This is a genomic window from Lentzea sp. NPDC006480 (assembly GCF_040611995.1).
Lineage (GTDB): Bacteria > Actinomycetota > Actinomycetes > Mycobacteriales > Pseudonocardiaceae > Lentzea.
Window position 1 is genome coordinate 1 of the sequence record NZ_JBEXPJ010000149.1, and the last position, 22,499, is coordinate 22,499.

The window sequence follows — 22,499 nt, forward strand, 5'->3', positions numbered from 1 at the left end:
GGGGCACCACCGGGAGCAACGGATGTCACGGCTGCCGGCTTCGTGCCGTCGGAGCCTGGCGGCGCGGAGACCTCACCCCTTCGGACGGCGCCGTCGTCACCACCACCGGGTCGCCGGGCCGCGGTGCGCCGGAGATCTCGGGACCGGCTGACAGGCCGCCACATGCCGTCAGCAGCAACAGAAACGGGAGAAGCCGTCTCACCGAAGGCTCCCTTCACGCGCACGGCGGGTCGTAAGGGATGTCCGGAAGGTACTGCCGCCACCCGGTTTCCGGAATGACCGGCGAGCAGCGGGAAGTGGTCCCTCGGCTGTCCGGGTGAACACCCCTGCCTCCCTCGGGAACACCCCTCCGTTAGGGCCCGAAGCGTGATAACACAGGCACATGATCGAGGCGGACTTCCCCGGCGTCTTCCACGACGCGGACAAGATCGCCGTGCGCGGGCAGCGGCAGACCTTCCTGCTGAGCAAGCTGCGGCTGGTCAGTGCCGTGGCCGCCGCGCTCGGCGGCGCGCTGAGCTGGAAGGTCGGGCGGTTCGACATCTGGGCCCTGGTGGCGCTGCTCGGGTTCCTGGCGGCGTTGTTCGCGGAGATCATGCTGTGGACCCAGCGCCCGGAACGCGACTGGACCGCGGGCCGCACGATCGCCGAGGACATCAAGTCGCTCGCGTGGCGGTTCACCGTGTGCGGTTACCCGTTCCCGGCGGCCATGCCGCTGCCGGACGCCCGAAAGCTGTTCCAGCAGCGCGTCAACGAGATCGTGGCACGCGACGGCGTCGGACTGACGTTCCCCAGCGTGAGCCGCCGGACGACGCCGCGGATGGCCGAGCTGCGGGGCGAGGAGCTGGAGGAGCGCCGGCGGACCTACCTCACCGAGCGGATCACCAACCAGCAGGAGTACTACACGGCCAACGCGAGCCTGCACCAGCAGCGCGCGAGCAAGTTCCGCACCCTGCTGGTCGCCGGTGAGCTGCTCGCCATCGTGCTGGCGGCGGGCAAGGGGTTCGGCGTCTGGGACGTCGACATCTCCGGGGTGATGGCGGCGATCGTCGCCAGCGGCGCGGCGTGGCTGGGGCTGCGGCAGTACGAGAAGCTGCGCCTCACGTACTCGATCGCGGCCAACGGCCTGGCGCAGGTGGCCGACCAGCTCACCGACGTTCCCGAGGAGGAGTGGGCCACGGCGGTGATGGACGCGGAGGACTCGTTCCGCAAGGAGAACACCACGTGGATGGCGGGCCAGCCGAGCGCCACGTGAGGGGCCCGGCCGGCCGGCCGTGATCAGCTGAGGGCTTCGACGATGCGGGCGACCATCTCCTTCTCGGCCGCAGCCACTTCGCCGTCCGCACCCGCCACCGAGCGGACCATCTCCGTCACCGCGCCGCGGAACACCGGGACCTCGCGCGGGTCGTGCACGTTGATGATCTCGACGGAGTCCTTGAGCGCGGCGAGCACGCCGATCTCCACATCGGACGCCGACCCCTTGGGCAGCGAGGGCGGGGCAGCGGCGATCACGGCGCGCAGGTCGTCCGGGAGCAGGGACATCGCCCTGACGCCGGCGTGGCTCTCCTCGTCGACCGAGCCGGGGTCCGCCGTGGACACCAGCACCATGGCACCGAAAACGGCCGTGCGGAGGGTCTGCCCCTCCGCCTCCGTGTACGCAGTCATGGGCGCAAGCCTATGCAACGATCAGTGGCTATGAGTGCGGGTCAGGTGCTCGGCGCCAACATCAGGGCGATCCGGGAGCAACGCGGGTGGTCGCTGTCGGAGCTCGCGCGGCGGTCGTCCATCGCCAAGGGCACGCTGTCCCAGCTGGAGAGCGGATCCGGCAACCCGACGATCGAGACAGTGTTCAGTTTGTCGAACGCTTTGGACGTGCCGGTGTCGTCGCTGGTGACCGAGCGGACCCCGCCGGACGTGCTGCTGGTGCGCGCCAGGGACGTCGAGGTGCTCAGCAGCGACGCCGTCGACCTGCGGCTGATGCGGCGGATGGACATCGGCGACACCGTGCTGGAGATCTACGACCAGCGGGTCCGGCCGGGGGCCAGGCAGACCACGGAAGGTCATCCCGGCAAGGAACACGTGCTGGTCACGAGCGGTCAGCTGCGGGTGGGGCCGCCTGATCAGCCGTACGAGCTCGGACCGGGCGACTACGTGTGCTTCCCCGGTTCGACGCCGCACCTGTACGAGACGGTCGAAGGTGAGGTCAGCTCGGTACTGGTGCTGGAGTACCCGAAGCACTAACGTTCATTCTATTGAACGGAGGTGGCGATGCATCCGGACGTCGTGGTCGTGGGCGCGGGCATCATCGGGGCCGCGTGCGCCCAGGCTCTGAGCGCGCGTGGACTCGACGTCGTCGTCATCGACCGGTGCGGACCGGCGTCGGGCACCAGCGCGGCCGGCGAGGGCAACGTCCTGGTCAGCGACAAGGAGCCGGGCCCGGAGCTCGAACTGGCGGTGGCGAGCCGCGCGTTGTGGCCTTCGCTCGCCGAGGACTGCGAGTTGGCCAGAAGTGTCGAGTGGGAGGAAAAGGGCGGCCTGGTCGTCGCGACCACTCCCGACGCCGCCGAACCGTTGCGTGCGTTCGCGGCCAAGCAACGGGCAGCGGGCATCGACGCGTGCGAGCTCACCGTCTCGGAGGCCCTGACCCACGAGCCACACCTCAACCCGGAGATCACCGCCGCCGTCCACTACCTGCAGGACGCCCAGCTCAACCCGGTCAAGGCCACGCGAGCCCTGCTGCGCGGCATCAAGGTCATCAACGCCGACGTGTCCACAACGGACGGCCGTTCGGTGACCACGTCCACCGGTGTGATCAGCTGCGGCGCGGTCGTCAACGCCACCGGCCCGTGGGCGCGGCACTTCGGCGTCAACGTGCTGCCCCGGCGCGGTGTGGTGCTCGTGACCACGCCGATCCCCGGCACGATCCGGCACAAGGTCTACGACGCGGACTACGTCGGCGCGGTCGCGAGCGGTGACGCCGACCTGCAGACGTCCGGCGTCGTCGAGTCGACCCAGGCCGGCACGGTGCTGATCGGGTCGAGCCGCCAGCGCAAGGGCTTCGACGACACGATCGAGAGCAAGGTGCTGAAAGCATTGGCACGCAAAGCGGTCGCGCTCTTCCCGATGCTCACCGACGTGCCGGTGATGCGCGCGTACGGCGGCTTCCGCCCGTACGCCCCGGATCACCTGCCGATCATCGGTCCCGATCCCCGCACGCCAGGTCTCTGGCACGCCACGGGCCACGAGGGCGCGGGCGTCGGGCTCGCCCCGGCCACCGGACGGCTGCTGGCCGAGCTGCTCACCGGTGCGACGCCGCACGTCGACCCGCGTCCGTTCCGCGTCGACCGGCCGGAGGTGATGGTGTGAAGGTGACCTTCAACGGCGGGCAGCGCGAGGTCGCGCACGTCGCGGAACTGTTGCCAGGACGGTTCTTCTGCGGCATCGGTGTCTGCTTCGGCTGCGTCGCGGAGATCAACGGCGTGCCCGAGGTCCGCGCGTGCCGACACCAGCTGCGCGACGGCGACGAGATCAGGACCCAATCATGAAGATCGTGCCCAGAAGAATCGTGGTCGTGGGTGCGGGCCCGGCCGGCATGGCCGCCGCCAGAACGGCCGCCGACGCGGGCGCCCAGGTCACCGTGGTCGACTCGGAACCCGAGGCAGGCGGCCAGTTCCTGCGCGGCCGCGCCAAGTTCGAGCACCACGGCGTCACACACCTCAAGAACACCGAGGCGTGGCTCGTCGAGGACCGGACACTCCATCTGCGCGGACCCGCTCAGCTCCGGTTCGACGCGCTGATCATCGCCACCGGCGCCTACGACCGCCCCCTCCCCTTCCCCGGCTGGGACGGCCCCGGCGTGATCACCGCGGGCGCCGCCCAAGCTCTCGCCAAACAGGGCGTCAGCCTCGCCGAACGCGTCATCGTCGCCGGCACCGGCCCGTTCCTGCTCCCGGTCGCCACCGCCCTGCAGGACCTCGGCGCCACCCTCGTGGGCGTCTACGAGGCGTCCTCCCCCACCAGGTGGCTGCACGAGTCCAAGGCCGTCCTGGCCAACCGCCACAAGATCGCCGAGCTGGCGGGCTACCGCAGGGTCCTGCCCCACCTGCAAACCCGCACCGCCGTCATCGCCAAGCACGGCAGCCGCGTCACGGTCGCGAAACTCGACCGCCACTGGAACCCGGTCAGCCACCGCACCGAGCACGCCGACCTGGTCTGCATCGGCTACGGCTTCCTCCCGCGCACCGACCTCGTGCCGAACGCCCAGCGCACCAACGACTTCCTCGACGTCGACGAACGCCAGCAGACGTCGATCGAGAACATCTACGCGGCCGGCGAAGTCACCGGTATCGGTGGCGCGGACCTCGCGGAAGCCGAAGGCATCATCGCCGGAGCCGCTGCGGCACAACAGGAACCGCCGCGAGAGGCCCTGGAAGCCGTCCGCAAGGGCCGCCTCTTCGCCCAGGCCCTGGCGAGAGCCCACGCCGTCCAGCCCGGCTGGCGGACGTGGCTCCACCCCGACACCACGGTGTGCCGCTGCGAGAAGGTCACGCTCGCAGACCTCGCCGAAGCCACCAGCATGCGCGAGCTCAAACTCACCAGCCGCGTCGCGATGGGCCGCTGCCAGGGCCGCATCTGCGCCCGCAACGCGGCCGAGCTCACCGGCATCCCGTTCGACGGCCAGCGCCGCGTGATCGCGGTCCCGATCCCCCTCGGCGAACTCGCCGATCTCCCCGACGACCCCAGCTCATGATCACCCGCCCCGGCGTCGCCGCCGCGCCCCCTGAGGAGCCACTCATGCCAGAACGCCTCGACGGAGTAATCGTCGCGACCGCCCTGCCCTACGCCGAGGACGCGAACGCCCCGGCCGGACTGCGACCCGACCTGGACAAGCTCGCCGAGCACTGCCAGTGGGTCGTCGAGAACGGCTGCCGCGGCGTCGGGCCGAACGGCTCGCTCGGCGAGTACTCGTCGCTGACCGACGCCGAACGCCGTGAGGTCGCCCAGACCGCCATCGCCGCCGTGAAGGGCCGTGGCATCGCGGTCATCGGCGTGCACGGCGTGGGCGCCCACCAGGCCCGCCACTGGGCCGAGCTCGCGGCCGAGGACGGCGCGGACGGCGTGCTCTGCCTGCCGCCCACGATGTACCGCGCGAACCGCGGCGAGGTCGTGCACCACTTCCGCGAGGTCGCCAAGGCCGGGCTGCCGATCATGGTCTACAACAACCCGATCGACACCAAGGTCGACCTGACCCCGGACCTGATCGCCGAGCTGGGCCAGATCGAGCACGTGGTGGCGGTGAAGGAGTTCTCCGGCGACGTCCGCCGCGTGCTGGAGATCAAGGCGGCCGCCCCGCACCTCACCGTCGTGGCCGGTGCGGACGACGTCGTGCTGGAAAGCCTGCTGATGGGCGCCACGGGCTGGTTCGCGGGCTACCCCAACGTGTTCCCGGCCGAGTGCGCCGAGCTGTTCGACCTGGCTCTGGCGGGCAAGCTGGACGAGGCGCGTGCGCTGTACGAACGGCTGGTGCCCGCGTTCCGCTGGGACTCGCGCACCGAGTTCGTCCAGGCCATCAAGCACTCCATGGACTTCGTGGGCCGCTACGGCGGTCCGTGCCGGCCTCCGCGCGGTCCGTTGAGCGCTGAGCAGCTCGCCCAGGTCGACGCGGACATGAAGCTGGCCACCTCATGAGGTTCGCCAGGTACTTCAGCGCGGTCGACTCGCACACCGAGGGCATGCCGACGCGCGTGGTCACCGGCGGCGTCGGCGTGATCCCCGGCGAGACCATGGCCGACAAGCGGCTGAACTTCATCGCCGACCACGACCACATCCGGAAGCTGCTGGTCAACGAACCGCGCGGGCACGCGGCGATGAGCGGCGCGATCCTGCAGCCGCCGACCCGCCCGGACGCGGACTGGGGCGTGCTGTTCATCGAGGTCTCCGGCCTGCTGCCGATGTGCGGCCACGGCACGATCGGCGTGGCCACGGTGCTGGTGGAGACCGGCATGGTCGAGGTGACCGAGCCCGTCACCACGGTCCGTCTCGACACGCCGGCCGGCCTCGTGCTCGCCGACTACGACACGCGCACGAAGCTGGTGACGATCCGCAACGTCCCGGCCTACGCCCACGAGCTGGACGCGACAGTCGACGTGCCGGGTCTCGGCGAGATCCGCTACGACATGGCGTACGGCGGCAACTTCTACGCGATCCTTCCACTCGATCAACTCGGCATCCCGTTCGACCGAACGGAAAAGGATCGAATTCTCGCGGCCGGTCTCTCCATCATGGACCAGATCAACGCGACGAACCGCCCGGTGCATCCCGTGGACAGCGCGATCAACGGCTGCAAGCACGTCCAGTTCACCGCCCCTGGCCAGGACGGCGCGCACTCCCGCAACGCGATGGCCATCCACCCCGGCTGGTTCGACCGTTCACCGTGCGGCACGGGCACTTGCGCGCGGATGGCCCAGCTGCACGCCCGCGGTGAGCTCGGAATCGGTGCGGACTTCGTGAACGAGTCGTTCATCGGCACCAGGTTCATCGGCAGGCTGCTGGAAGAGGTCCCGCTCGGCGACCGCACCGCGGTCGTGCCCACTGTGGCCGGTCGCGCGTGGATCACCGGGATGGGCCAGTACCTCCTCGACGCCACCGATCCGTTCCCGGAGGGGTTCTCGCTCTGAACGGTTGATTCCAGGGCTCGGTGGGCACCATGCCCGATGTGCCCGATGTGCCCGGTCTGGCTGGCCGGGACAGCCTGTGCACGGTGCCACCGATCACGACGGAAAAGGCTCGGTACCTGCGGACGCCATGACCACCAGGCGGGCGTGCAGCGCGCCCTTGGAATCAACCGGCCAGTCGATAAGGTCGTCCCGTGACCACGCCCAGTCTGGAAGCGCTGCTGCGCATCGGACCCTTCCACTCGGCGCTGCGCGCGGCGATCCGCCGCCGCGGCCTCACCCTGGAGCGGCTTCGGTTGCGCCTGGCACAGCAGGACGTGGCCGTGGCGCTGTCGACGCTGAGCGACTGGCAGCAGGGCCGGGTGCGCCCGATCTCCCCGAAGTCGCTGCGCGCCGTGTCGGCGCTGGAAGAGCTGCTGGAGGTGCCGTCGCGCTCGCTGCTCACCCTGCTGGAGCAGACCGGCCCGAACGGCTGGCCGGACGTCGTGCCCGGCATGATGCCCGGCTTCAACACCAACGACCTGGAGATCATCTCCCGCCACGACCGGGTCTTCGTCGATGCCGACCGGCACGCGTCGCGCATCCACGTGAGCATGGTCGCCCGCGCGCGCCAGGACGGCGTCGACCGGTTCTACGCCCACTACTTCGGCGACGACTCCGTGCGCGCGTCGGAGGTCGTGCAGGAGCCCGTGCGCAACTGCCGCATCGGCCGGTCCGCGCGCAACGAGACCGAGCACGTGACGGTCGACGAGCTGCTGTTCGACCGGCCGTTGAAGTCGGGTGAGACGTGGGTGTTCGAGTTCGTCATCCACGACCCGACCCAGCTCGACAGCTTCGAGTACGCGCAGGGCGTGCGGTGCACCCTGGGCCAGAGCCTGATCGAGGTGCACTTCGACCCGGCCGCGCTGCCGCAGGACCCGCACCTCTACCTGCAGGACTGGCAGGAGGACGAGCCGAACCGGACGATGGATCTCGCGCTCGACCACACGAACTCCGTGCACCACTTCGAGACGAACGTGTCGGTGAACTGGATCGGCATCCGCTGGAAGTGGGACTAGGAGGTCTCCTTGCTCACCACCGACTTCGTGCCCGGAGCTCCGAACTGGATCGATCTGGGCAGCCCTGATGTCGTTGCGGCCGCTGATTTCTACGGCCGCGTACTCGGCTGGACGCACGTGCCGCTGGGTCCGGAGGCCGGCGGCTACGGCTTCTTCGGCCACGAGGGGCGAACGGTCGCCGCGGTCGGGCCGCTGTCCGAACCCGGTGCCGCCTCGGCGTGGACCATCTACTTCGCCTCCCCGGACGCCGACTCCGTGTGCCGCTCGGTCGTTTCGGCGGGCGGGAAGGTGCGGCTGGAGCCGTTCGACGTCTTCACGAGCGGGCGGATGGCGCAGCTGACCGACCCCGCCGGCGCGGAGTTCGCGGTGTGGCAGGCGGGTGATCTGCGTGGTGTCGACGCGGTGACGTCCGTCGGGTCGCTGGCGTGGGTCGAGCTGCACTCACCGGACGACGCCTCTTTCTACGCCACGGTGTTCTCGTGGGAGATCGTGACGATTCCTGGTGCGCCCGGCTCGTTCTTCCGCCCCGCCGGCAGCGGTGAGATGGCCGGCGCGGTGGTGCCGGACTCGTCGGCGTACTGGCTGCCGTACTTCGAGGTCGCTGATCCGGACGCGGCCGCGGCCATCGCCGACGTGGTGGTCGAGCCCTGCTCCCTGGAGGGAATCGGCCGGATCGCGGTGCTCGCTGATCCGTTCGGAGCGCGGTTCGGCGTGATGAGCTCGGTCAGCCCCTAAAAGCTCCCCAAACAGCCGCACGGCAGTTAGCGTGCGCTGGTGCAGTTGCCGTGGAGAGCCGCCCCCAGGGCAGCGCTGTCGAGCCCTCTCACGCTGCTGGTGAGCATCGCGACGACGTTGCTGCTGGGCTTCGTGGTGGCCGCGGCCGTGCTGCACTCGTCGTCCGCCGGCAGCGCGGCGCTGGCGTACCAGCAGGACCGGATGTGCCCGCACACCGTGCACCCGTCGCTCGTCGGCAAGGAGGACCTGCCGCTCTCGTCCGCCGTCTCGATGTCCTCGAAGAGCCCGTTGAGCGCGGTCTACACGCGGATCGGGCGGCCTGACTTCAACGGCCTCGCCACCTACGGCCGGTTCGGGTACCGGCCGGAAGCGTTGGCGCACCTGACCGTGCTCCAGGGCGGCGGCACCGGGTTGTGGGTGCCGCAGACGATCGCCACGGCCGCGCACGTGCGCGTCGGCGACCGGCTGACCGGCTCGCCGCTGGTGGTGTCCGCGATCTACGCCGACCTGGCGCATCCGGTGTCCGGCTGGTGGTGCTCGGAGTCGCAGACGGTGGTGCCGAACCCGTTGGGCGGCGACGGCGCCAGCACCTCGGTGATCTGGGTGTCTCAGGTGTCCGATCTCGCCCTGCTGCCCTCGGCCTTCTCGTCGAGGGCGTCGGTGTCGCTGCGGTTCCCGGTCGAGCCGCCGTCGACGCTGGCCGAGGCCGAGGCGTTGCGGGACAAGGGGAACGCGCTCCTGACGTCGTTGCGGCTGCCGTTGACGCGGGTCGACGGGTTGTCGTCGGCCATCGCGGCGGCTCGTACGTCCGAGCGCAACGTGTCGTCGGCGCTGCTGCCGTTGGTGATCATCAGCGTGCTGGTCGGGTTGGCCGGCGTTGGAACCGTGACCGTGCAATGGGCTCAGCGGCGCCATTCCGAGCTGCGGCTGCTGTGGGTGCGCGGGGCGAGCCCGCTTTCGCTGGGCTTGCGCGGGGTCTTGGAACTCGGGTTGCCGTTGGTGGCCGGCGGGTTGCTCGGGCTTCTCGCTGCGCGGTTGCTGCTGCCGCTGTACGGGCCTGGGGTCGTGCTGGCTTCCGGAACCTTGTGGGTGGCACTGGGTTTCGTTCTCGCGGTGGTGCTCGCGTCGTTGTTGGTGACCGTGCTGGTGGCCGGCTGGCGCGTGCACCGGACGTTCCAGCGGCGGGCGCGGTCGTGGCGGCCCGCCCTGGTGCCGTGGGAGCTGGTCGTCGGTCTTCTGGCCGTTTTGGCCTGGGTTCGGTTGTCGCACAACGGCTTGGGTCCCGCGTTGAAGTCCGGCGACCTGCCGCGGATCGACGTGGCCGCGCTGACCTTCCCGCTGCTGGTCGTGCTGGCGGCGGCGCTGCTCGGTGTGCGGCTGTTGCGGTGGTCGCTGGTGTGGTCGCATCGCGTGCGGTGGTGGAAGGTCCCAGCGGCACAGCTCGCTCTGCGCCGGCTTGCCGCCGCGGCCGGCCCGGTGACCGGCGTCCTGCTGGTGGGCGTGCTCGCGGTCGGCACCATCGCGGTCGGAAGTTCGGTCGCCGGTGCGCAGCAGTCCGCTTTGGACTCGAAGTCCGGCGTGTTCGTGGGCGCCAACAGCACTGTGCAGGTCTCGCAGGACATCGCTCTGGGCCGCGTGGCCCTGCCGTCGTCGTTGCAGGGCAACACAACACTCGTGGGCCTGAGCACCGGCGCGTTGATCGTCGACCCGGCCACCTTCACCGACGCCGCTGTCGTCGACGACGCCTCGTCAGTGCGCTCACTGTTGTCCGGCCTGCACCGGACCGGTGAGATCGCCCCGGCGTTGCGGATCGGCCGCGCGGCCGACAAGGAGATCCAGATCGCGGGCCTGCCACTGCTGAAACCGGTGGCAGCGCTGCCTTCGTTCCCGAAGCTCGGCACCCGCGGCTACGTCCTGTCCCGCGAGTCCGTGCCCGCCGCCGAGCAGGTGGGCTCCTGGCACCTGTGGTCGTCACTGCCGCTGTCCTCGCTGACTTCTTCCTTGCAGGCCGCCGGAATCAGCTACACGAACGTCGCCGACCGCGCCCGAGTCCTCGACGGCCTGCCGTTCCTGACCGTCGAGTGGACCTTCGGTTTCGTCGCCGCCATCGGCTTCGTGCTCGCCGTGGTCGCTGCCGTGGCCTTGTTGCTGGCCATCGAAGTCCGCCGCCGCCAGAACGCCGTGTCGGGAGCCTTGTCGACCCGCATGGGCATGCGGCCTTCCGTCCTGTGGTCCAGTCACCTGCTGGAAGTGGGCACACTGGCGTCGCTGGCCCTGGCGATCGGCGCGGTGGCGTCGTTCGTCAGCACAGGTTTCGCCGTTCCCCGCCTGGACCCGGCACCGTGGCTGAATCCCGCCCCCGTGCTGCCGAACCTGGTGCCTCTGCTGGGTTCGATGGTCCTGTGCGGCGTTCTGGTGGTCGTAGTGGCGGCCTGGCTTGCGTTGCGCGGCGTCCGAACCGCGCGGATGGGAGAGCTGCTCAGGTGATCCGCGCTTGTGGCGTCGGCGTGAACTACGGCCCGGTGCGGGCCGTCACGGACATGTCGCTGACGATCGCACCTGGCCTGACCGTGCTGTCGGGCCCGTCCGGCTCGGGCAAGTCGACGCTGCTGCGCGTCCTGTCGCTGGTCGAACGCCCTTCCGAGGGCGAGGTGTTCATCCGGGACGTGGCAACCTCCGCGTTGTCCTGGGCCGAGCTGCGATCGTTGCGCCGCAAGGAGATCGCCGTCGTCTTCCAGAACCCGGCCGACAACCTGATCACACACTTGACCGTGGCCGAGAACCTGCACGCCGCCGGTGCCCCGGACCTCGCCCTGCTGGACCAGCTGGGCCTGGACGGGTCGGCGACCTGGCGGATCGGCGCCTTGTCCGGTGGTCAACAGCAACGGCTGGCCTTCGGCTGCGCCTTGGCCCGCGGCGCTTCCGTCGTGGTGGCCGACGAGCCGACCTCCCAGCTCGACGTCCGCTCGGCCGACCTGGTGCTGGAGACGCTGGCTTCCTTGCCCGTGCCCGCGCTGGTGGCGTCACACGACCCGCGGCTGGTTTCCTTGGCGGACCTGTGCATCCCGTTGGCGGCATCGTGATTCAGGCTTCCGGGGTGCACCGGGCCTTCGGCGGCGTCTCGGTGCTGCGCGGCGTGGACCTGGCCGTGTTCGCCGGCGAACTGGTGACTCTGAGCGGCCCTTCCGGCTCCGGGAAGACCGCGTTGCTGTCGTTGTTGTGCGGGTTCGACTTCCCGGATCGCGGCTCGGTGCTGCCCGGACTCGCTTCGTGGTCCGACTGTGCCGTGTTGCCGCAGTCGCTCGGGCTGGCTTCCGAGCTGACGCTGGAGGAGAACGTCGCTCTGCCGTTGAGGCTGGCCGGGCGCGCGGTCTCCGGTGTCGCCGGGTTGCTGGCCGAGCTGGGGATCGAGGCTCTGGGGGCCCGGTATCCCGGGCAGGTCTCGTTCGGGCAGCAGCAGAGGGCGGCGCTGGCTCGGGCTGTGGTGGCTCGGCCTGCCGCGCTGCTCGCCGATGAACCCACCGCGCATCTGGACGCCGAGAGCGCGGTGGCCGCCGTGGCGGTGTTGCGACGGGTTGCCGACGAGGGGGCCGCGGTCCTGATCGCCACGCATCACGATGCCGTGCACGCGGTGGCCGATCGGGTGCTGGTACTGGCCGATGGGCAGGTCCGGGGCTGATCTACCCGACCGGGTGCACGCAGCTCATCGCCTCGTTCACCGCTGTCCCGCCGTGGGTGCGCTGCAGGTGCTCCTCACCCCACACCCGGACGCTCTCCACCACGGGCAGGACCGTCTTTCCGTAGGGCGTGAGCCGGTAGATGACCGGCGCCGGGACAGGTCCGGTCTCCACGCGCTCGACCAGCCCGTCGGCTTCGAGCTCGCGCAGCTGTTCGGCCAGCACCTTGGGCGTGATCGGCGTGCCGCGGCGGCGCAGGCCGGCGAAGTGGGACTCGCCGTGGGCCAGCCAGTACACCAGGGTCAGCTTCCACTTCCCGCCGATCGCGGCGAACGCGGCGGCCATCGGGCAGCCCGGCAGAGGGTTGGGGCGCGCCGGGGAGGGGTTACCCGCAGGTGCCTTCTTGTTCATGGTGATGCTCCGTCGGACAGTCGAATCATGAACATGCGCAGGCTTCTCACCGTGCCACACAAACGAGTTCTGGTGGCCGTTCTCGCCGTTGTCTCGCTGACCGCCTCGGTGCCGGCGGCGGCCGGTACCGAGGACGGGCAGCGGGACTTCGACTGGGAGATCGGCACCTGGCACACCGACGTGCGAGTGCTGGCCGATCCGCTGTCGGAGACGCCGGACGAGTGGCTCCACTTCGAAGGCACGTCCGTCGTCCGCCCGCTGCTGGACCGCCGGGCGAACGTGGTCGAGCTGAAAGTCGCCAACGCGAACGGGCGGATCGAAGGCCTCAACATGCGGCTCTACGAACCGCAGGCCAAGCGGTGGAGCCTGACCTTCGTCAACATCCGCAACGGACTGCTCACGCCGTCGGTGTACGGCGGGTTCCACGACGGGGTGGGCGAGTTCTACGGCGACGACGAGCTGGGCGGGCGTCCGATCAAGGTGCGGTTCCTGATCAACCAGCTGGGGCCGTTCCAGGCGAAGTTCGAGCAGGCGTTCTCCCCCGACGGCGGCGCGACCTGGGAGACGAACTGGATCGCGGTCGACCGCCGTCGCTGAACCTCAGACCGACGGTGGCCTGTCCTCGTACGGCGTGGACAACACCACTGTCGTTCGCGTGGAGACGTTGGCCGACTCCCGGATCTTCTGCAGCAGCTCCTCCAGAGCCGTCGGAGAAGCGACCCGCACGCGCAGCACGTACGACGCGTCGCCCGCCACCGAGTAGCACGCCTCGATCTCCGAGAGGTGTTCGAGGCGCTTCGGGTAGTCGTCGGGCTCGGCCGGGTTGATCGGGAAGAGCGAGATGAACGCGGACATCGGCAGGCCGATCTCGGCGCCGTCCAGGCGGGCCGCGTAGCCCTTGACGATGCCGCGCTGTTCCAGCCGCTTCACGCGCTGGTGGACGGCCGAGACCGACAGGCCCACTCGTTCGGCCAGGTCCGTGAAGCTGCAGCGGCCGTCCGAGGCCAGTTCTTTGAGGATCGCTCTGTCGATCTGCTCGAGGGTCAAAGCACCACCAGCTCGTGAGGTCGGTTGTTGAAGGACTCGACGCCGGTGGCGGTGGCGACGACGATGTCCTCGATGCGCGCGCCCCAGCGGCCGGGGAGGTAGATGCCGGGCTCGACGCTGAACGCCATGCCCGCTTCGAGCGGGAGCGAGTTGCCGCTCACGATGTAGGGCTCCTCGTGGACGTCCAGGCCGATGCCGTGGCCGGTGCGGTGCACGAAGAACTCGCCGAAGCCCGCGTCCGCGATGACCTGGCGGGCGGCTGCGTCGACTTCCTCGCAGGTCACGCCGGGCTGCACGAAGTCGACCGCGGCCTGCTGGGCGGCCTGCAGCACCGCGTAGGTGTCCCAGACGTCGTCGTACGCGGGCTCGCCCATCACGTAGGTGCGGGTCGAGTCGGAGTTGTAGCCCTCGGCGACCGGGCCGCCGATGTCGATGACGACGACCTCGCCCGCCTCGATCACGCGGTCGGAGTCGCGGTGGTGCGGCGAGGCGCCGTTGGGACCAGAGCCGACGATCACGAAGTCGGCGACGGTGTGGCCTTCCTCGACGATCGCGACCGCGATGTCGCGCGCAACCTCACGCTCGGTGCGACCCACGCGCAGGAACTCGCCCATGCGCGCGTGGACGCGGTCGATCGCGGCACCGGCCTTGCGGAGGGCGGCGATCTCGGCCTCGTCCTTGCGCATCCGCAGCTCGCGGATGATCGGCCCGGCGAGCGACTGCGGGCCGCCGATCGCGTGGCCGAGCTTGAGCGTGTGCAGGGCGGGCATCATGTCCGCCACAGCGACGCGCGTGCCCTTCAGCGCGGCCTTGACCAGCGCGTACGGGTCCTCGCCATCGACCCACGTGACGACCTCGACACCCAGTTCGTCGGTGGGGATGCCCGCGTAACCGGGCTGCTCCAGCTTCGGCACCACGAGCGTCGGAGTGCCGCCGACCGGCAGCGCGAGGCAGGTGAGGCGCTCGAACGAGTCGCCACCGGCACCGATCAGGTACCGCAGGTCCGAGCCGGGCGAGATGAGGAGGGCGTCGACGCCCGCCTGCTCGGCGGCTGTGGAAGCGCGGTCAAGTCGCGCGCGCAGCGCGGACACGTCGATGGGCCCGGTGATCGTTGCCATGGTCGAAAGCCTAGTAGCTTGTCCACTCGTGAGCTCTCCCCTGGTGCTGCTCGACTCCGCGAGCCTCTACTTCCGGTCGTACTACGCGCTGCCGGACTCGATGACCGCGCCCGACGGCACGCCGGTGAACGCCGTGCGCGGGTTCGTCGACACGATCGCCCGCGTCATCACCGACCGCGGCGCCGGTCGGCTGGTCGCCTGCCTGGACGCCGACTGGCGGCCCGAGTTCCGGGTGAAGCTGCTGCCGTCCTACAAGGCGCAGCGCGTGGCCGAGGACGCCGCTGACGGCTCGGAAGAGGTGCCGGACACCCTGACGCCGCAGATCCCGATCATCCTCGACGTGCTGGACGCGGCCGGCATCTGCACGGGCGAGGCGGCGGGCTACGAGGCGGACGACGTCATCGGCGCGCTGGCCCACCACGAGCAGCGCTCCCCCGTCGAGGTGGTGACGGGCGACCGCGACATGTTCCAGGTCGTGCGCCACGAGCCGACGCCGGTGCACGTGCTGTACGTCGGGCGCGGCTGGAACAAGGTCGAGATCCTCGGCCCAGAGGAGCTGGCCGCCAAGTACTCGCTGCCGGTCGAGAACGCCGGGTCCGCCTACGCCGACATGGCAGTGCTGCGCGGCGACCCCTCCGACGGCCTGCCGGGCGTCGCGGGCATCGGCGAGAAGACGGCCGCGAAGCTCATCAGCGAGTTCGGCTCGCTCGACGCGGTGCTCAAGGCCGTGAGCGACCCGATGGACCGCAAGCTCACCACCAAGGCCCGCAACTCGCTGATCGCGGCCGAGGAGTACCTGGCGGCCGCGCCCACGGTCGTCCGCACCGCGCTGGACGCCCCGGTCGTCAAGGACCGCGACGACGAGGTGCCGCGCGTGCCCGCCGACCCCGAGCGGCTGCGCGAGCTCACCCAGCGCTGGGGCCTGGGCAGCTCGGTGCCGCGCCTGGTCAACGCCATGGAGCGGCGCGCCTGAGTTCGGTCAGCCGCCGTTCGAGGAAACGCCGTTCGGCACCGTCGTCGGTCAGTTCGCGCGCACGCAGGTAGGCGTTCAGGGCCTCGTCGGTGCGGCCGAGACGGCGCAGCAGCTCGCCCCTGGTCGAGTGCAGGTAGCGGAAGTCGTCGAGGCCAAGGTCCTCGACGATCCGCAGGCCTGCCTCGGGCCCGTCCGTCTCCGCGACGGCGATCGCGAGGTTCAGCCGCACCACGGGCGAGCCGGTCAGCCGGGCCAGCTCCCGGTACAGCGCCGCGATCTCGGCCCAGTCGCACGGCGTCTCCGCGTGCAACGACGCGATGGCCGCCTGCAGCACGTGCGGTCCACGCCCGCCCAACGCGATCGCACGGTCCAGCGCGGCCCGGCCGGCGGCGATCTGCGCGCTGTTCCACCGCGACCGGTCCTGGTCGGCGAGCAGCACCAACTCGCCGTCGTCGAACCGCGCCTCGCGCCGGGAGTCGTTCAGCAGCATCATCGCGAGCAGTCCGTGCACCTCAGGGCTGTCCGGCATCAACTCGGCCAGCGCCCGGCCCAGCCAGATCGCTTCTGCCGCCAGCTCGTCCCGGCCGCCGTAGCCCTCGTTGAAGATCAGGTAGACGACCGCGAGCACCGCGTCGAGCCGCTCGCCGAGCAGGTGGTCCGGCGGCACGCGGAACGGGATCCCGGCCGCCTTGATCTTGCGCTTGGCCCGCACGATCCGTTGCGCCATCGTGCGTTCCGGCACCAGGAACGCGCGGGCGATCTCGTCGGTGGTCAACCCACCCAGCGTGCGCAGGGTGAGCGCGACCTGCGCCTCGGCCGCGAGCGCCGGGTGGCAGCAGGTGAAGATCAGCTCCAGTCGTTCGTCCCGCATGGACCTCACCTCGGGCCGTGCGGCGAGCAGGTCGTACCGCGCGACGAGCGCCCGGTCGCGGCGGATGCGGTCCGTCGCCCGGTTGCGGGCCGTCCTCATCAGCCACGCCCGCGGGTTGTCCGGTACGCCGTCGCGCGGCCACCGGTCGGCGGCGATCGCGAACGCCTCCTGCGCGGCCTCCTCGGCGAGGTCGAAGTCGCCGAGGAAGCCGACCAGGGTGGCGAGCACGCGGCCCCACTCCTCGCGGAAGACCCGCTCGGCCGCGCTCACCAATAGACCTCCGCGGGGCGGATCTCGACGGCACCGCCGTACCGCGCCGCCGGGACGCGCGACGCCACCTCGATGGCCGCGTCCAGGTTGTCGGCCTCCAGGACGAACCAGCCGCCGACCGCCTCCTTCATCCCGACGAACGGCCCGTCCGTGGTGAGGGTCCTCCCGCCCTCGACCCGCACGGTGGTCGCGTTCTCGGCCCGGCCCATCGGCAGCCCAGGCGTGACCCCTGGCGTGGAGTTGATGCCCTGGTAGTCCGCCCGGACCTGCTGCTGCTCCTCGTCGCTGAGCGCGGCCTGTTCGTCGAGCGCGCCGCCTTGGTAGATCAGCATCACGTACTTCATCGCGTGGCCCTCCTCGTCCGACCCGGTCTGGTCGCAGTAAGACGAACGGCGAGCCGCGATTTCGACACCCGCCTAGAAGAAGGTGCCGCAGAGCGGCTTCTGGGGCACGGCGAACAACGCGTCGGCCTGGCCGAACCGCGAGCCCGTGATCCGTTTGGTGGCCGCGAGCTGCGAAAACGTGGTGTCACCGAAGTACACCGCGCCGAGCAGGTCGACCGGGATCGCGAAGTCAGCCGGGGCGTCCACGCGTTCGGCACCGCCAGGCGACACCCGGTAGCTGCCGTTGTTGGCGGGCAACAGCCTGTCCCGCACCTCGATGACCACGGGTTCCGACGCGCCGTACGTGCGGGCCTGGAGCATGCGCTCGACGTCGACCAGCCGCAGCCAGATCTCGTCGAACACGTCCTTCGTGTGGACGACGCGCGGATCCTCGAACAGCCACGACACCGGCGCGTCCAACGCGATGTCGGCCTCGATCTGGTCGACGAGGTCCAGCCGGGACGCGTAGATCCACAGGTCGCGCCACGCGTCGTCGTTCGCCCACACCATGTCCTCAATGGACATCCGGTGCTTGAACTCCTTCTCCTCGGTCACCTTGTAGGTCAGGAAACCGTCGTCACCATGAGGTCCACTGTGGACGACGGTGACCGAGTTCTCCGCATGGGACTTGCGGTCGCGCTCCCGAGCCCACCAACCCGTCCACCGCCCGATCTGCCCCGGCCGCGTCAGCCCGATCGCCTCGTGCAGCTCCGGCAGCAACTTGTCCGCGGTGTCGGCGTCGATCATCCGCACCCGCCCGACCATCTCGCCCGCGACCACGGCGCGCTTGGCGTCGATCTCGACCGACCGCCACCGTCCCGCCAGGCCGTAGCCGAACCGCCCGTAGATGCGTCCCTCGGAGGCGCGCAGCGTGGCGACGGGATCAGGCAGCGTTTCGAGTTGCTCGCGCATCAGGGCGGTCAGCACGCCACGGCGCGTGTAGTCGGCACGCACGCCCACACGTGAGATGGCCGCGTGCGGCACGACAGCGCCGCCAGGCACCACGAGAGAGGAGCCGTACGACTGGGTCGTCCCGATCATCTCGTCGCCGTCGAACGCGGCAAGCACCCGATCGGGCTCGTAGGAGGGGAGAACGACCTGCCACTGCTCGTCGTTCGGAATCGGCATGTGCATCGCGCGCCGGAACACCGCGGTGTGGGTGCGGAACTGCGCTTCGTCGCTGAGAACGCGGATCTCGGTCACGCCCGCGATCGTCGCCCACGCACGACCGCGGCCGCACCTCAGTTTCCCCGCACAGACGACCGTGCCGACGCGAAAGCCTCCCCCGCGGACTTCTCGGGGGAGGCTTTCGGAGCGAGCGGGATCAGCCCGTGGGCTGGCCCACCTCGTACTCGCCGTCCTCGGTCTTGACGACGATCTTGACCTTCTTGTCCTTGCCGCCGACCTGGACCTTGCACTCGAACGAGGTGTTGGGCTTGACCTCGTTCTCACCGCTGCAGGTCGCGCTGCCGACGTCGGAGATCTTGTACTCGTCCTTCAGGATCTGGACGATGCCGGTCTGCACGGCGGTGTTGTCGAAGATCTTCTTCTTGAAGAAGGCCGGCGACACGAACCCGGCGAACAGCACACCGCCGACGAGCAGCACCACGACGACCGCGGCGACCCAGATGGCCGCGCTGGACTTCTTCTTCTGCGGCACGGGCGGGCCGTAACCCGGCTGCTGCCCGTACGGGTTGGGCTGCTGGCCGGGGTACTGCTGTGTCTGCTGGCCGTACGGGTCGCCCTGCACGGGGGTGCCGTACGGGTTCGACTGGGGCTGCTGCGGGGGTACGCCGTACTGCTGCGTCTGCTGCTGCGACGGATCGAAACCGGGGTACGGCTGCTGCTGCCCTGGCTGGGGCTGCGGCGGGCCGTAGGGGTTCTGAGCCGGGAAGCCGCCGGACGGTGTGCCGGGAGGGAAACCGCCACCGTAGGGCTGCTGCGGCTGTTGCGGCTGGCCCCAGGGCTGCTGCGGATCGTTCCCTCCGGACGGTCCGTACGGGCTGCTCATCTGTCGACCTCCGTGTGTACGACGTTGCGGCGCGATCCAACCACACCGTTGACGTCAGTCTTTACTCCGACTCGCAAAACCTTCGTCAGCTGCACATCACATCATCGCCACAACTCCGTGCCGCAGCGCGTCGACGGCCTTGGCCGCGGCGGCACCGACCGGGTCCTGGCGGCCGAGCACCTCGCGGATCTGGTCCAGAAGGTCGATCACCTGCCGGCACCAACGGACGAAGTCGCCTGCTCCGAGCTCGTTCCCGCCCGCCTCGGCCGCGCTGAGGACCTTCTCCAGCGACTCGCCGCGCGCCCAGCGGTACACCGGCCACGCGAAGCCCGGGTCGGGCTGGCGGGTGATGCGCTCCAGCTTGTGGCGGCGCTCGTCGTCCTCGATCTCCGCCCACAGCCGGACGGTCTTGAGCATCGCGTCCGCCACCGGACCCTGCGGCAGCCGCGCCTCGACCGGACCGTCCCGGCGCGCCTCGTAGACCAGCGACGACACGACGGCGGCGAGCTCCTCCGGCTTGAGGCCCTTCCACGCGCCGGTGCGCAGGCATTCGGCCGCGAGCAGGTCCGACTCGCTGTAGAGCCTGGTCAGCCGCTTGCCGTCGTTCGTCACCTCGTCGGCTTCGGACAGATACCCGCGCTCGCGCAGCAACGCCCGGATGCGGTCGAACTGACGCGCCAGCGAGTGCGTGGTCGCGGCGACCTTGCGCTCCAGCTGCTCGGTCTCGGCCAGCAGCCGGTGGTACCGCTCGCCCCACCGCGCGTGGTCCTCGCGCTGGTCGCAGCCGTGGCACGGGTGCGCGCGCAGGGCCCGGCGCAGCGTCGCGAGCTCCGGGTCGTCGGCGGCCGTGGTCGCCTTGCGGCCGCGGGACGGCACGGTGATGCCGGTGTTGCGGATGGTCGCCGCCAGGTCGCGCCGCGACTTGGGCGAGCGCACGTCCACCTGCTTGGGCAGCCGGATGTGGCCGAGCACCTCGACCGGCACTGGGAAGTCCGCCGACGTCAGACGGCCCGACCAGCGGTCCTCGGTGACGACCAGCGGACGCGCCTCGCCCAGCGGCTCGATGCCGGGGTCGATGACGACCGCGAGGCCGCTGCGCCTGCCGGACGGCACCGCGATCACGTCTCCCTTGCGCAGCGTCTCCAGCGACTTGGCCGTCTCGATCCGGCGCGCGTTGGTGTTCTGCTTGGCGAGCTGCTTCTCCCGGTCCGCGATCCTCCTGCGAAGACCGGCGTACTCCGTGAAGTCTCCGAGGTGGCACGTCATCGACTCGGCGTAGCCCGCGAGCGCCTCCTTGTTGCGCTCGATCCGGCGCGCCAGCCCGACCACCGACCGGTCGGCCTGGAACTGCGCGAACGACTGCTCCAGGATCTCGCGCGCCGCCGACGCGCCCAGCTGGTGCACGAGGTTGACGGCCATGTTGTAACCCGGCCGGAACGACGACCGCAGCGGGTAGGTGCGCGTGGACGCGAGGCCGCCGACCGCCTTGGGGTCGATCCCGGGCTGCCAGACGACGACCGCGTGCCCCTCGACGTCGATCCCCCGCCGCCCGGCACGCCCGGTGAGCTGCGTGTACTCCCCCGGCGTCAGGTCGACGTGCGCCTCGCCGTTGTACTTCACGAGCTTCTCGAGCACGACCGTGCGCGCGGGCATGTTGATGCCCAGCGCGAGCGTCTCGGTCGCGAACACGACCTTGACCAGCCCGCGGACGAACAGCTCCTCGACCGTCTCCTTGAACGCGGGCAGCAGCCCGGCGTGGTGCGACGCGATGCCCCGCTCCAGCGCCTCCCGCCACTCCCAGAACCCGAGCACGGTGAGGTCGGCCTCTGGCAGCTCGCGCGTCTTCTCGTCGATGATCCGGCGGACCTGCTCGGTCTCCTCCGGCGTGTTCAGCCGCAGCCCGGCCCGCGCGGTCTGCGCGACCGCCGCGTCACATCCGGCCCGGGAGAACACGAACACGATCGCGGGCAACAGGTTCGCGTTGTCGAGCCGCTGGATCATGTCGATGCGCGACGGCGGCTTGTACCCGCTGTTGCGCGTCGGCCGCCCCGTGTTGCCGCGATTGCGGTTGCGGTTGAACGGCACGTGGTAGCGCGCCAGCTCCTCGGTCTTGCGCAGCACCTGCGCGTTGATCCGCGCGTGCGTCTCGTCGCCCTCGAACAGGTCGAACATCTGGTTTCCGACCATCATGTGCTGCCACAGCGGCACGGGCCGGTGCTCGTCCACCACGACGCTCGTGTCGCCGCGCACCTCGACCAGCCACTCGCCGAACTCCTCGGCGTTGCTGACCGTCGCGGACAGACCGACCACCTGCACGTGCTCCGGCAGGTGCAGGATGACCTCTTCCCACACCGGCCCGCGGAACCTGTCCGCCAGGTAGTGCACCTCGTCCATGACGACGTACGCCAGTCCGTCCAGAGTGGACGAACCCGAGTACAGCATGTTCCGCAGCACCTCGGTCGTCATCACCACGACCGGCGCGCCGCCGTTCACGCTCGTGTCGCCCGTCAGCAGGCCGATGCTCTCCGCCCCGTACCGCGCGGTGAGGTCGGCGAACTTCTGGTTGCTGAGCGCCTTGATCGGGGTGGTGTAGAAGCACTTGCGGCCTTCGGTGAGGGCCAGGTGCACGGCGAACTCGCCCACCACCGTCTTGCCGGCACCGGTGGGCGCGCAGACGAGCACTCCGTGACCGTCCTCCAGGGCCTCGCAGGCCTGGCGCTGGAACGGGTCCAGCTCGAACGAGATGACGGAGCCGAAGTCGGTCAGCTTGGGCCGCTGGGCGTTGCGCCTGGAGTGGGCGTAGGCCTCGGCCGGGGACCGCGAAGCACTTGACACCCCTTCAGGCTTTCACATCACACCGACAATCGCCGCCGACATTGATTAACTTCAGGCAACACTGAAGGTATTGAGACAGGTGGCGTTCTTCAACGATTTTGCGACGCCGGGCTCTCACGTTCTCCCCTGATCAACCATCGAGGGGGAAGACATGCGAAAACTACTGGTCGCGATCGCTGCGACGCTGTCGGCTCCGGCGGTTCCCGGGTCAGCCCAGGCGGCCGGGTTCAGCCATGAGATGTGCCTGGACGTCGATCCCGGCACCGCCGTGACGCTCGCCGTGTGCCACTTCGAGGACACCTGGACGAGCCAGAAGTGGACGCCGGTCTCCCAGGAAGGCGCCTGGCGGCTGCTGCGCCGAGCACCACAACATGTTCTGCATCCAGTCGCTGGTGGCGATCGCGTACAGCACCCCGGCGAGCGCGGCCACCGCGAGCGT

The 22,499-nt window shown here is 70.2% G+C and carries 23 protein-coding genes and 1 pseudogene; 15 read left to right on the forward strand and 9 right to left on the reverse strand.

Features of this window, described 5'->3' with window-relative positions:
- The first annotated feature begins 382 nt into the window (after positions 1–382).
- Positions 383–1,252 carry a DUF4231 domain-containing protein gene (locus tag ABZX92_RS36655; protein ID WP_355569990.1) on the forward strand — a complete coding sequence of 290 codons (870 nt, stop codon included), beginning with the start codon at positions 383–385 and terminating at the stop codon, positions 1,250–1,252.
- A 23-nt stretch (positions 1,253–1,275) separates the two neighbouring features.
- Here ABZX92_RS36655 and ABZX92_RS36660 read toward each other — a convergent pair whose 3' ends face one another.
- Positions 1,276–1,662: a hypothetical protein gene (locus ABZX92_RS36660; RefSeq protein WP_355569993.1), complete on the reverse strand. Its 387-nt coding sequence runs from the start codon at positions 1,660–1,662 to the stop codon at positions 1,276–1,278.
- A 30-nt stretch (positions 1,663–1,692) separates the two neighbouring features.
- Here ABZX92_RS36660 and ABZX92_RS36665 point away from each other — a divergent pair, with 30 nt between their 5' ends.
- The 11 genes and pseudogenes from ABZX92_RS36665 to ABZX92_RS36715 all read left to right on the forward strand — a co-directional run bounded on the left by ABZX92_RS36665 (position 1,693) and on the right by ABZX92_RS36715 (position 12,143).
- On the forward strand, positions 1,693–2,238 hold the full coding sequence (locus tag ABZX92_RS36665; protein ID WP_355569996.1) for an XRE family transcriptional regulator: 546 nt from the start codon (positions 1,693–1,695) through the stop codon (positions 2,236–2,238).
- Between the two features lie 27 nt (positions 2,239–2,265).
- Positions 2,266–3,363, forward strand: a complete 1,098-nt coding sequence (locus ABZX92_RS36670) for an FAD-dependent oxidoreductase (protein WP_355569999.1) — start codon at positions 2,266–2,268, stop codon at positions 3,361–3,363.
- A gap of 65 nt (positions 3,364–3,428) precedes the next feature.
- A pseudogene (locus tag ABZX92_RS36675) lies at positions 3,429–3,542 on the forward strand (2Fe-2S iron-sulfur cluster-binding protein); the annotation flags it as partial.
- The gene (locus ABZX92_RS36680) at positions 3,539–4,747 is read left to right on the forward strand and encodes an FAD/NAD(P)-binding oxidoreductase (protein WP_355570002.1); all 1,209 of its coding nucleotides are present in this window, start codon (positions 3,539–3,541) and stop codon (positions 4,745–4,747) included. The pseudogene ABZX92_RS36675 and the gene ABZX92_RS36680, both read left to right, overlap by 4 nt.
- A 44-nt stretch (positions 4,748–4,791) precedes the next feature.
- A complete protein-coding gene (locus tag ABZX92_RS36685) occupies positions 4,792–5,685 on the forward strand; it encodes a dihydrodipicolinate synthase family protein (protein WP_355570005.1) in 894 nt (297 codons plus the stop codon).
- Positions 5,682–6,674, forward strand: a complete 993-nt coding sequence (locus tag ABZX92_RS36690) for a proline racemase family protein (protein WP_355570008.1) — start codon at positions 5,682–5,684, stop codon at positions 6,672–6,674. The genes ABZX92_RS36685 and ABZX92_RS36690 overlap by 4 nt, the downstream gene beginning before the upstream one ends.
- Before the next feature lie 191 nt (positions 6,675–6,865).
- Positions 6,866–7,729, forward strand: coding sequence for a hypothetical protein (locus tag ABZX92_RS36695; RefSeq protein WP_355570011.1), 864 nt, complete (start codon positions 6,866–6,868; stop codon positions 7,727–7,729).
- 9 nt (positions 7,730–7,738) lie between these two features.
- Positions 7,739–8,464 carry a VOC family protein gene (locus ABZX92_RS36700; protein WP_355570014.1) on the forward strand — a complete coding sequence of 242 codons (726 nt, stop codon included), beginning with the start codon at positions 7,739–7,741 and terminating at the stop codon, positions 8,462–8,464.
- A 39-nt stretch (positions 8,465–8,503) separates the two neighbouring features.
- Entirely contained in the window at positions 8,504–10,951 is a 2,448-nt protein-coding gene (locus ABZX92_RS36705; RefSeq protein WP_355570017.1) for an ABC transporter permease, read from the forward strand.
- On the forward strand, positions 10,948–11,547 hold the full coding sequence (locus tag ABZX92_RS36710; protein ID WP_355570020.1) for an ATP-binding cassette domain-containing protein: 600 nt from the start codon (positions 10,948–10,950) through the stop codon (positions 11,545–11,547). The genes ABZX92_RS36705 and ABZX92_RS36710 overlap by 4 nt, the downstream gene beginning before the upstream one ends.
- A 14-nt stretch (positions 11,548–11,561) precedes the next feature.
- Positions 11,562–12,143 (forward strand): ATP-binding cassette domain-containing protein, encoded by a 582-nt coding sequence (locus ABZX92_RS36715; RefSeq protein WP_355570023.1) that lies wholly within the window; start codon positions 11,562–11,564, stop codon positions 12,141–12,143.
- 1 nt (position 12,144) lies between these two features.
- Here the strand turns inward: ABZX92_RS36715 and ABZX92_RS36720 are convergent, their stop codons facing one another.
- Positions 12,145–12,552 carry a helix-turn-helix domain-containing protein gene (locus tag ABZX92_RS36720; protein WP_355570026.1) on the reverse strand — a complete coding sequence of 136 codons (408 nt, stop codon included), beginning with the start codon at positions 12,550–12,552 and terminating at the stop codon, positions 12,145–12,147.
- A gap of 33 nt (positions 12,553–12,585) precedes the next feature.
- Here ABZX92_RS36720 and ABZX92_RS36725 point away from each other — a divergent pair, with 33 nt between their 5' ends.
- Entirely contained in the window at positions 12,586–13,149 is a 564-nt protein-coding gene (locus ABZX92_RS36725; protein ID WP_355570029.1) for a hypothetical protein, read from the forward strand.
- A 3-nt stretch (positions 13,150–13,152) separates the two neighbouring features.
- Here the strand turns inward: ABZX92_RS36725 and ABZX92_RS36730 are convergent, their stop codons facing one another.
- Both ABZX92_RS36730 and ABZX92_RS36735 read right to left on the reverse strand, forming a co-directional pair.
- On the reverse strand, positions 13,153–13,599 hold the full coding sequence (locus ABZX92_RS36730) for an Lrp/AsnC family transcriptional regulator (RefSeq protein WP_045313945.1): 447 nt from the start codon (positions 13,597–13,599) through the stop codon (positions 13,153–13,155).
- Entirely contained in the window at positions 13,596–14,717 is a 1,122-nt protein-coding gene (locus ABZX92_RS36735; protein WP_355570033.1) for a Xaa-Pro peptidase family protein, read from the reverse strand. Before ABZX92_RS36735 ends, ABZX92_RS36730 begins: the two co-directional genes overlap by 4 nt.
- 28 nt (positions 14,718–14,745) lie before the next feature.
- Here ABZX92_RS36735 and ABZX92_RS36740 point away from each other — a divergent pair, with 28 nt between their 5' ends.
- Positions 14,746–15,690, forward strand: a complete 945-nt coding sequence (locus ABZX92_RS36740) for a 5'-3' exonuclease (RefSeq protein ID WP_355570036.1) — start codon at positions 14,746–14,748, stop codon at positions 15,688–15,690.
- On the opposite strand, the gene ABZX92_RS36745 is transcribed toward ABZX92_RS36740, so the two are convergent.
- The 5 genes from ABZX92_RS36745 to ABZX92_RS36765 all read right to left on the reverse strand — a co-directional run bounded on the left by ABZX92_RS36745 (position 15,665) and on the right by ABZX92_RS36765 (position 22,060).
- Entirely contained in the window at positions 15,665–16,831 is a 1,167-nt protein-coding gene (locus ABZX92_RS36745) for a sigma-70 family RNA polymerase sigma factor (protein WP_355570039.1), read from the reverse strand. The two genes, ABZX92_RS36740 and ABZX92_RS36745, sit on opposite strands and share 26 nt — an antisense overlap.
- A complete protein-coding gene (locus ABZX92_RS36750) occupies positions 16,828–17,175 on the reverse strand; it encodes a YciI family protein (protein WP_355570042.1) in 348 nt (115 codons plus the stop codon). The genes ABZX92_RS36745 and ABZX92_RS36750 overlap by 4 nt, the downstream gene beginning before the upstream one ends.
- A 72-nt stretch (positions 17,176–17,247) precedes the next feature.
- Complete coding sequence (locus ABZX92_RS36755; RefSeq protein WP_355570044.1) at positions 17,248–18,417, reverse strand: GNAT family N-acetyltransferase; 1,170 nt, start codon at positions 18,415–18,417, stop codon at positions 17,248–17,250.
- A gap of 121 nt (positions 18,418–18,538) precedes the next feature.
- Positions 18,539–19,225 carry a DUF4333 domain-containing protein gene (locus ABZX92_RS36760; protein ID WP_355570046.1) on the reverse strand — a complete coding sequence of 229 codons (687 nt, stop codon included), beginning with the start codon at positions 19,223–19,225 and terminating at the stop codon, positions 18,539–18,541.
- 96 nt (positions 19,226–19,321) lie between these two features.
- Positions 19,322–22,060 (reverse strand): DEAD/DEAH box helicase, encoded by a 2,739-nt coding sequence (locus tag ABZX92_RS36765; protein ID WP_355570048.1) that lies wholly within the window; start codon positions 22,058–22,060, stop codon positions 19,322–19,324.
- 151 nt (positions 22,061–22,211) lie between these two features.
- Here ABZX92_RS36765 and ABZX92_RS36770 point away from each other — a divergent pair.
- The coding region (locus ABZX92_RS36770; RefSeq protein WP_355570051.1) for a hypothetical protein at positions 22,212–22,499 on the forward strand (288 nt) is incomplete at its 3' end.

Excerpts from the sequence above, each read along its gene's own strand:
- ABZX92_RS36720 (WP_355570026.1), bottom strand. The coding sequence starts at position 12,552 with ATGAACAAGAAGGCACCTGCGGGTAACCCCTCCCCGGCGCGCCCCAAC.
- ABZX92_RS36725 (WP_355570029.1), top strand. The coding sequence starts at position 12,586 with ATGCGCAGGCTTCTCACCGTGCCACACAAACGAGTTCTGGTGGCCGTT.
- ABZX92_RS36760 (WP_355570046.1), bottom strand. The coding sequence starts at position 19,225 with ATGAGCAGCCCGTACGGACCGTCCGGAGGGAACGATCCGCAGCAGCCC.
- ABZX92_RS36685 (WP_355570005.1), top strand. The coding sequence starts at position 4,792 with ATGCCAGAACGCCTCGACGGAGTAATCGTCGCGACCGCCCTGCCCTAC.
- ABZX92_RS36660 (WP_355569993.1), bottom strand. The coding sequence starts at position 1,662 with ATGACTGCGTACACGGAGGCGGAGGGGCAGACCCTCCGCACGGCCGTT.
- ABZX92_RS36735 (WP_355570033.1), bottom strand. The coding sequence starts at position 14,717 with ATGGCAACGATCACCGGGCCCATCGACGTGTCCGCGCTGCGCGCGCGA.
- ABZX92_RS36680 (WP_355570002.1), top strand. The coding sequence starts at position 3,539 with ATGAAGATCGTGCCCAGAAGAATCGTGGTCGTGGGTGCGGGCCCGGCC.
- ABZX92_RS36670 (WP_355569999.1), top strand. The coding sequence starts at position 2,266 with ATGCATCCGGACGTCGTGGTCGTGGGCGCGGGCATCATCGGGGCCGCG.
- ABZX92_RS36665 (WP_355569996.1), top strand. The coding sequence starts at position 1,693 with ATGAGTGCGGGTCAGGTGCTCGGCGCCAACATCAGGGCGATCCGGGAG.
- ABZX92_RS36655 (WP_355569990.1), top strand. The coding sequence starts at position 383 with ATGATCGAGGCGGACTTCCCCGGCGTCTTCCACGACGCGGACAAGATC.
- ABZX92_RS36750 (WP_355570042.1), bottom strand. The coding sequence starts at position 17,175 with ATGAAGTACGTGATGCTGATCTACCAAGGCGGCGCGCTCGACGAACAG.
- ABZX92_RS36690 (WP_355570008.1), top strand. The coding sequence starts at position 5,682 with ATGAGGTTCGCCAGGTACTTCAGCGCGGTCGACTCGCACACCGAGGGC.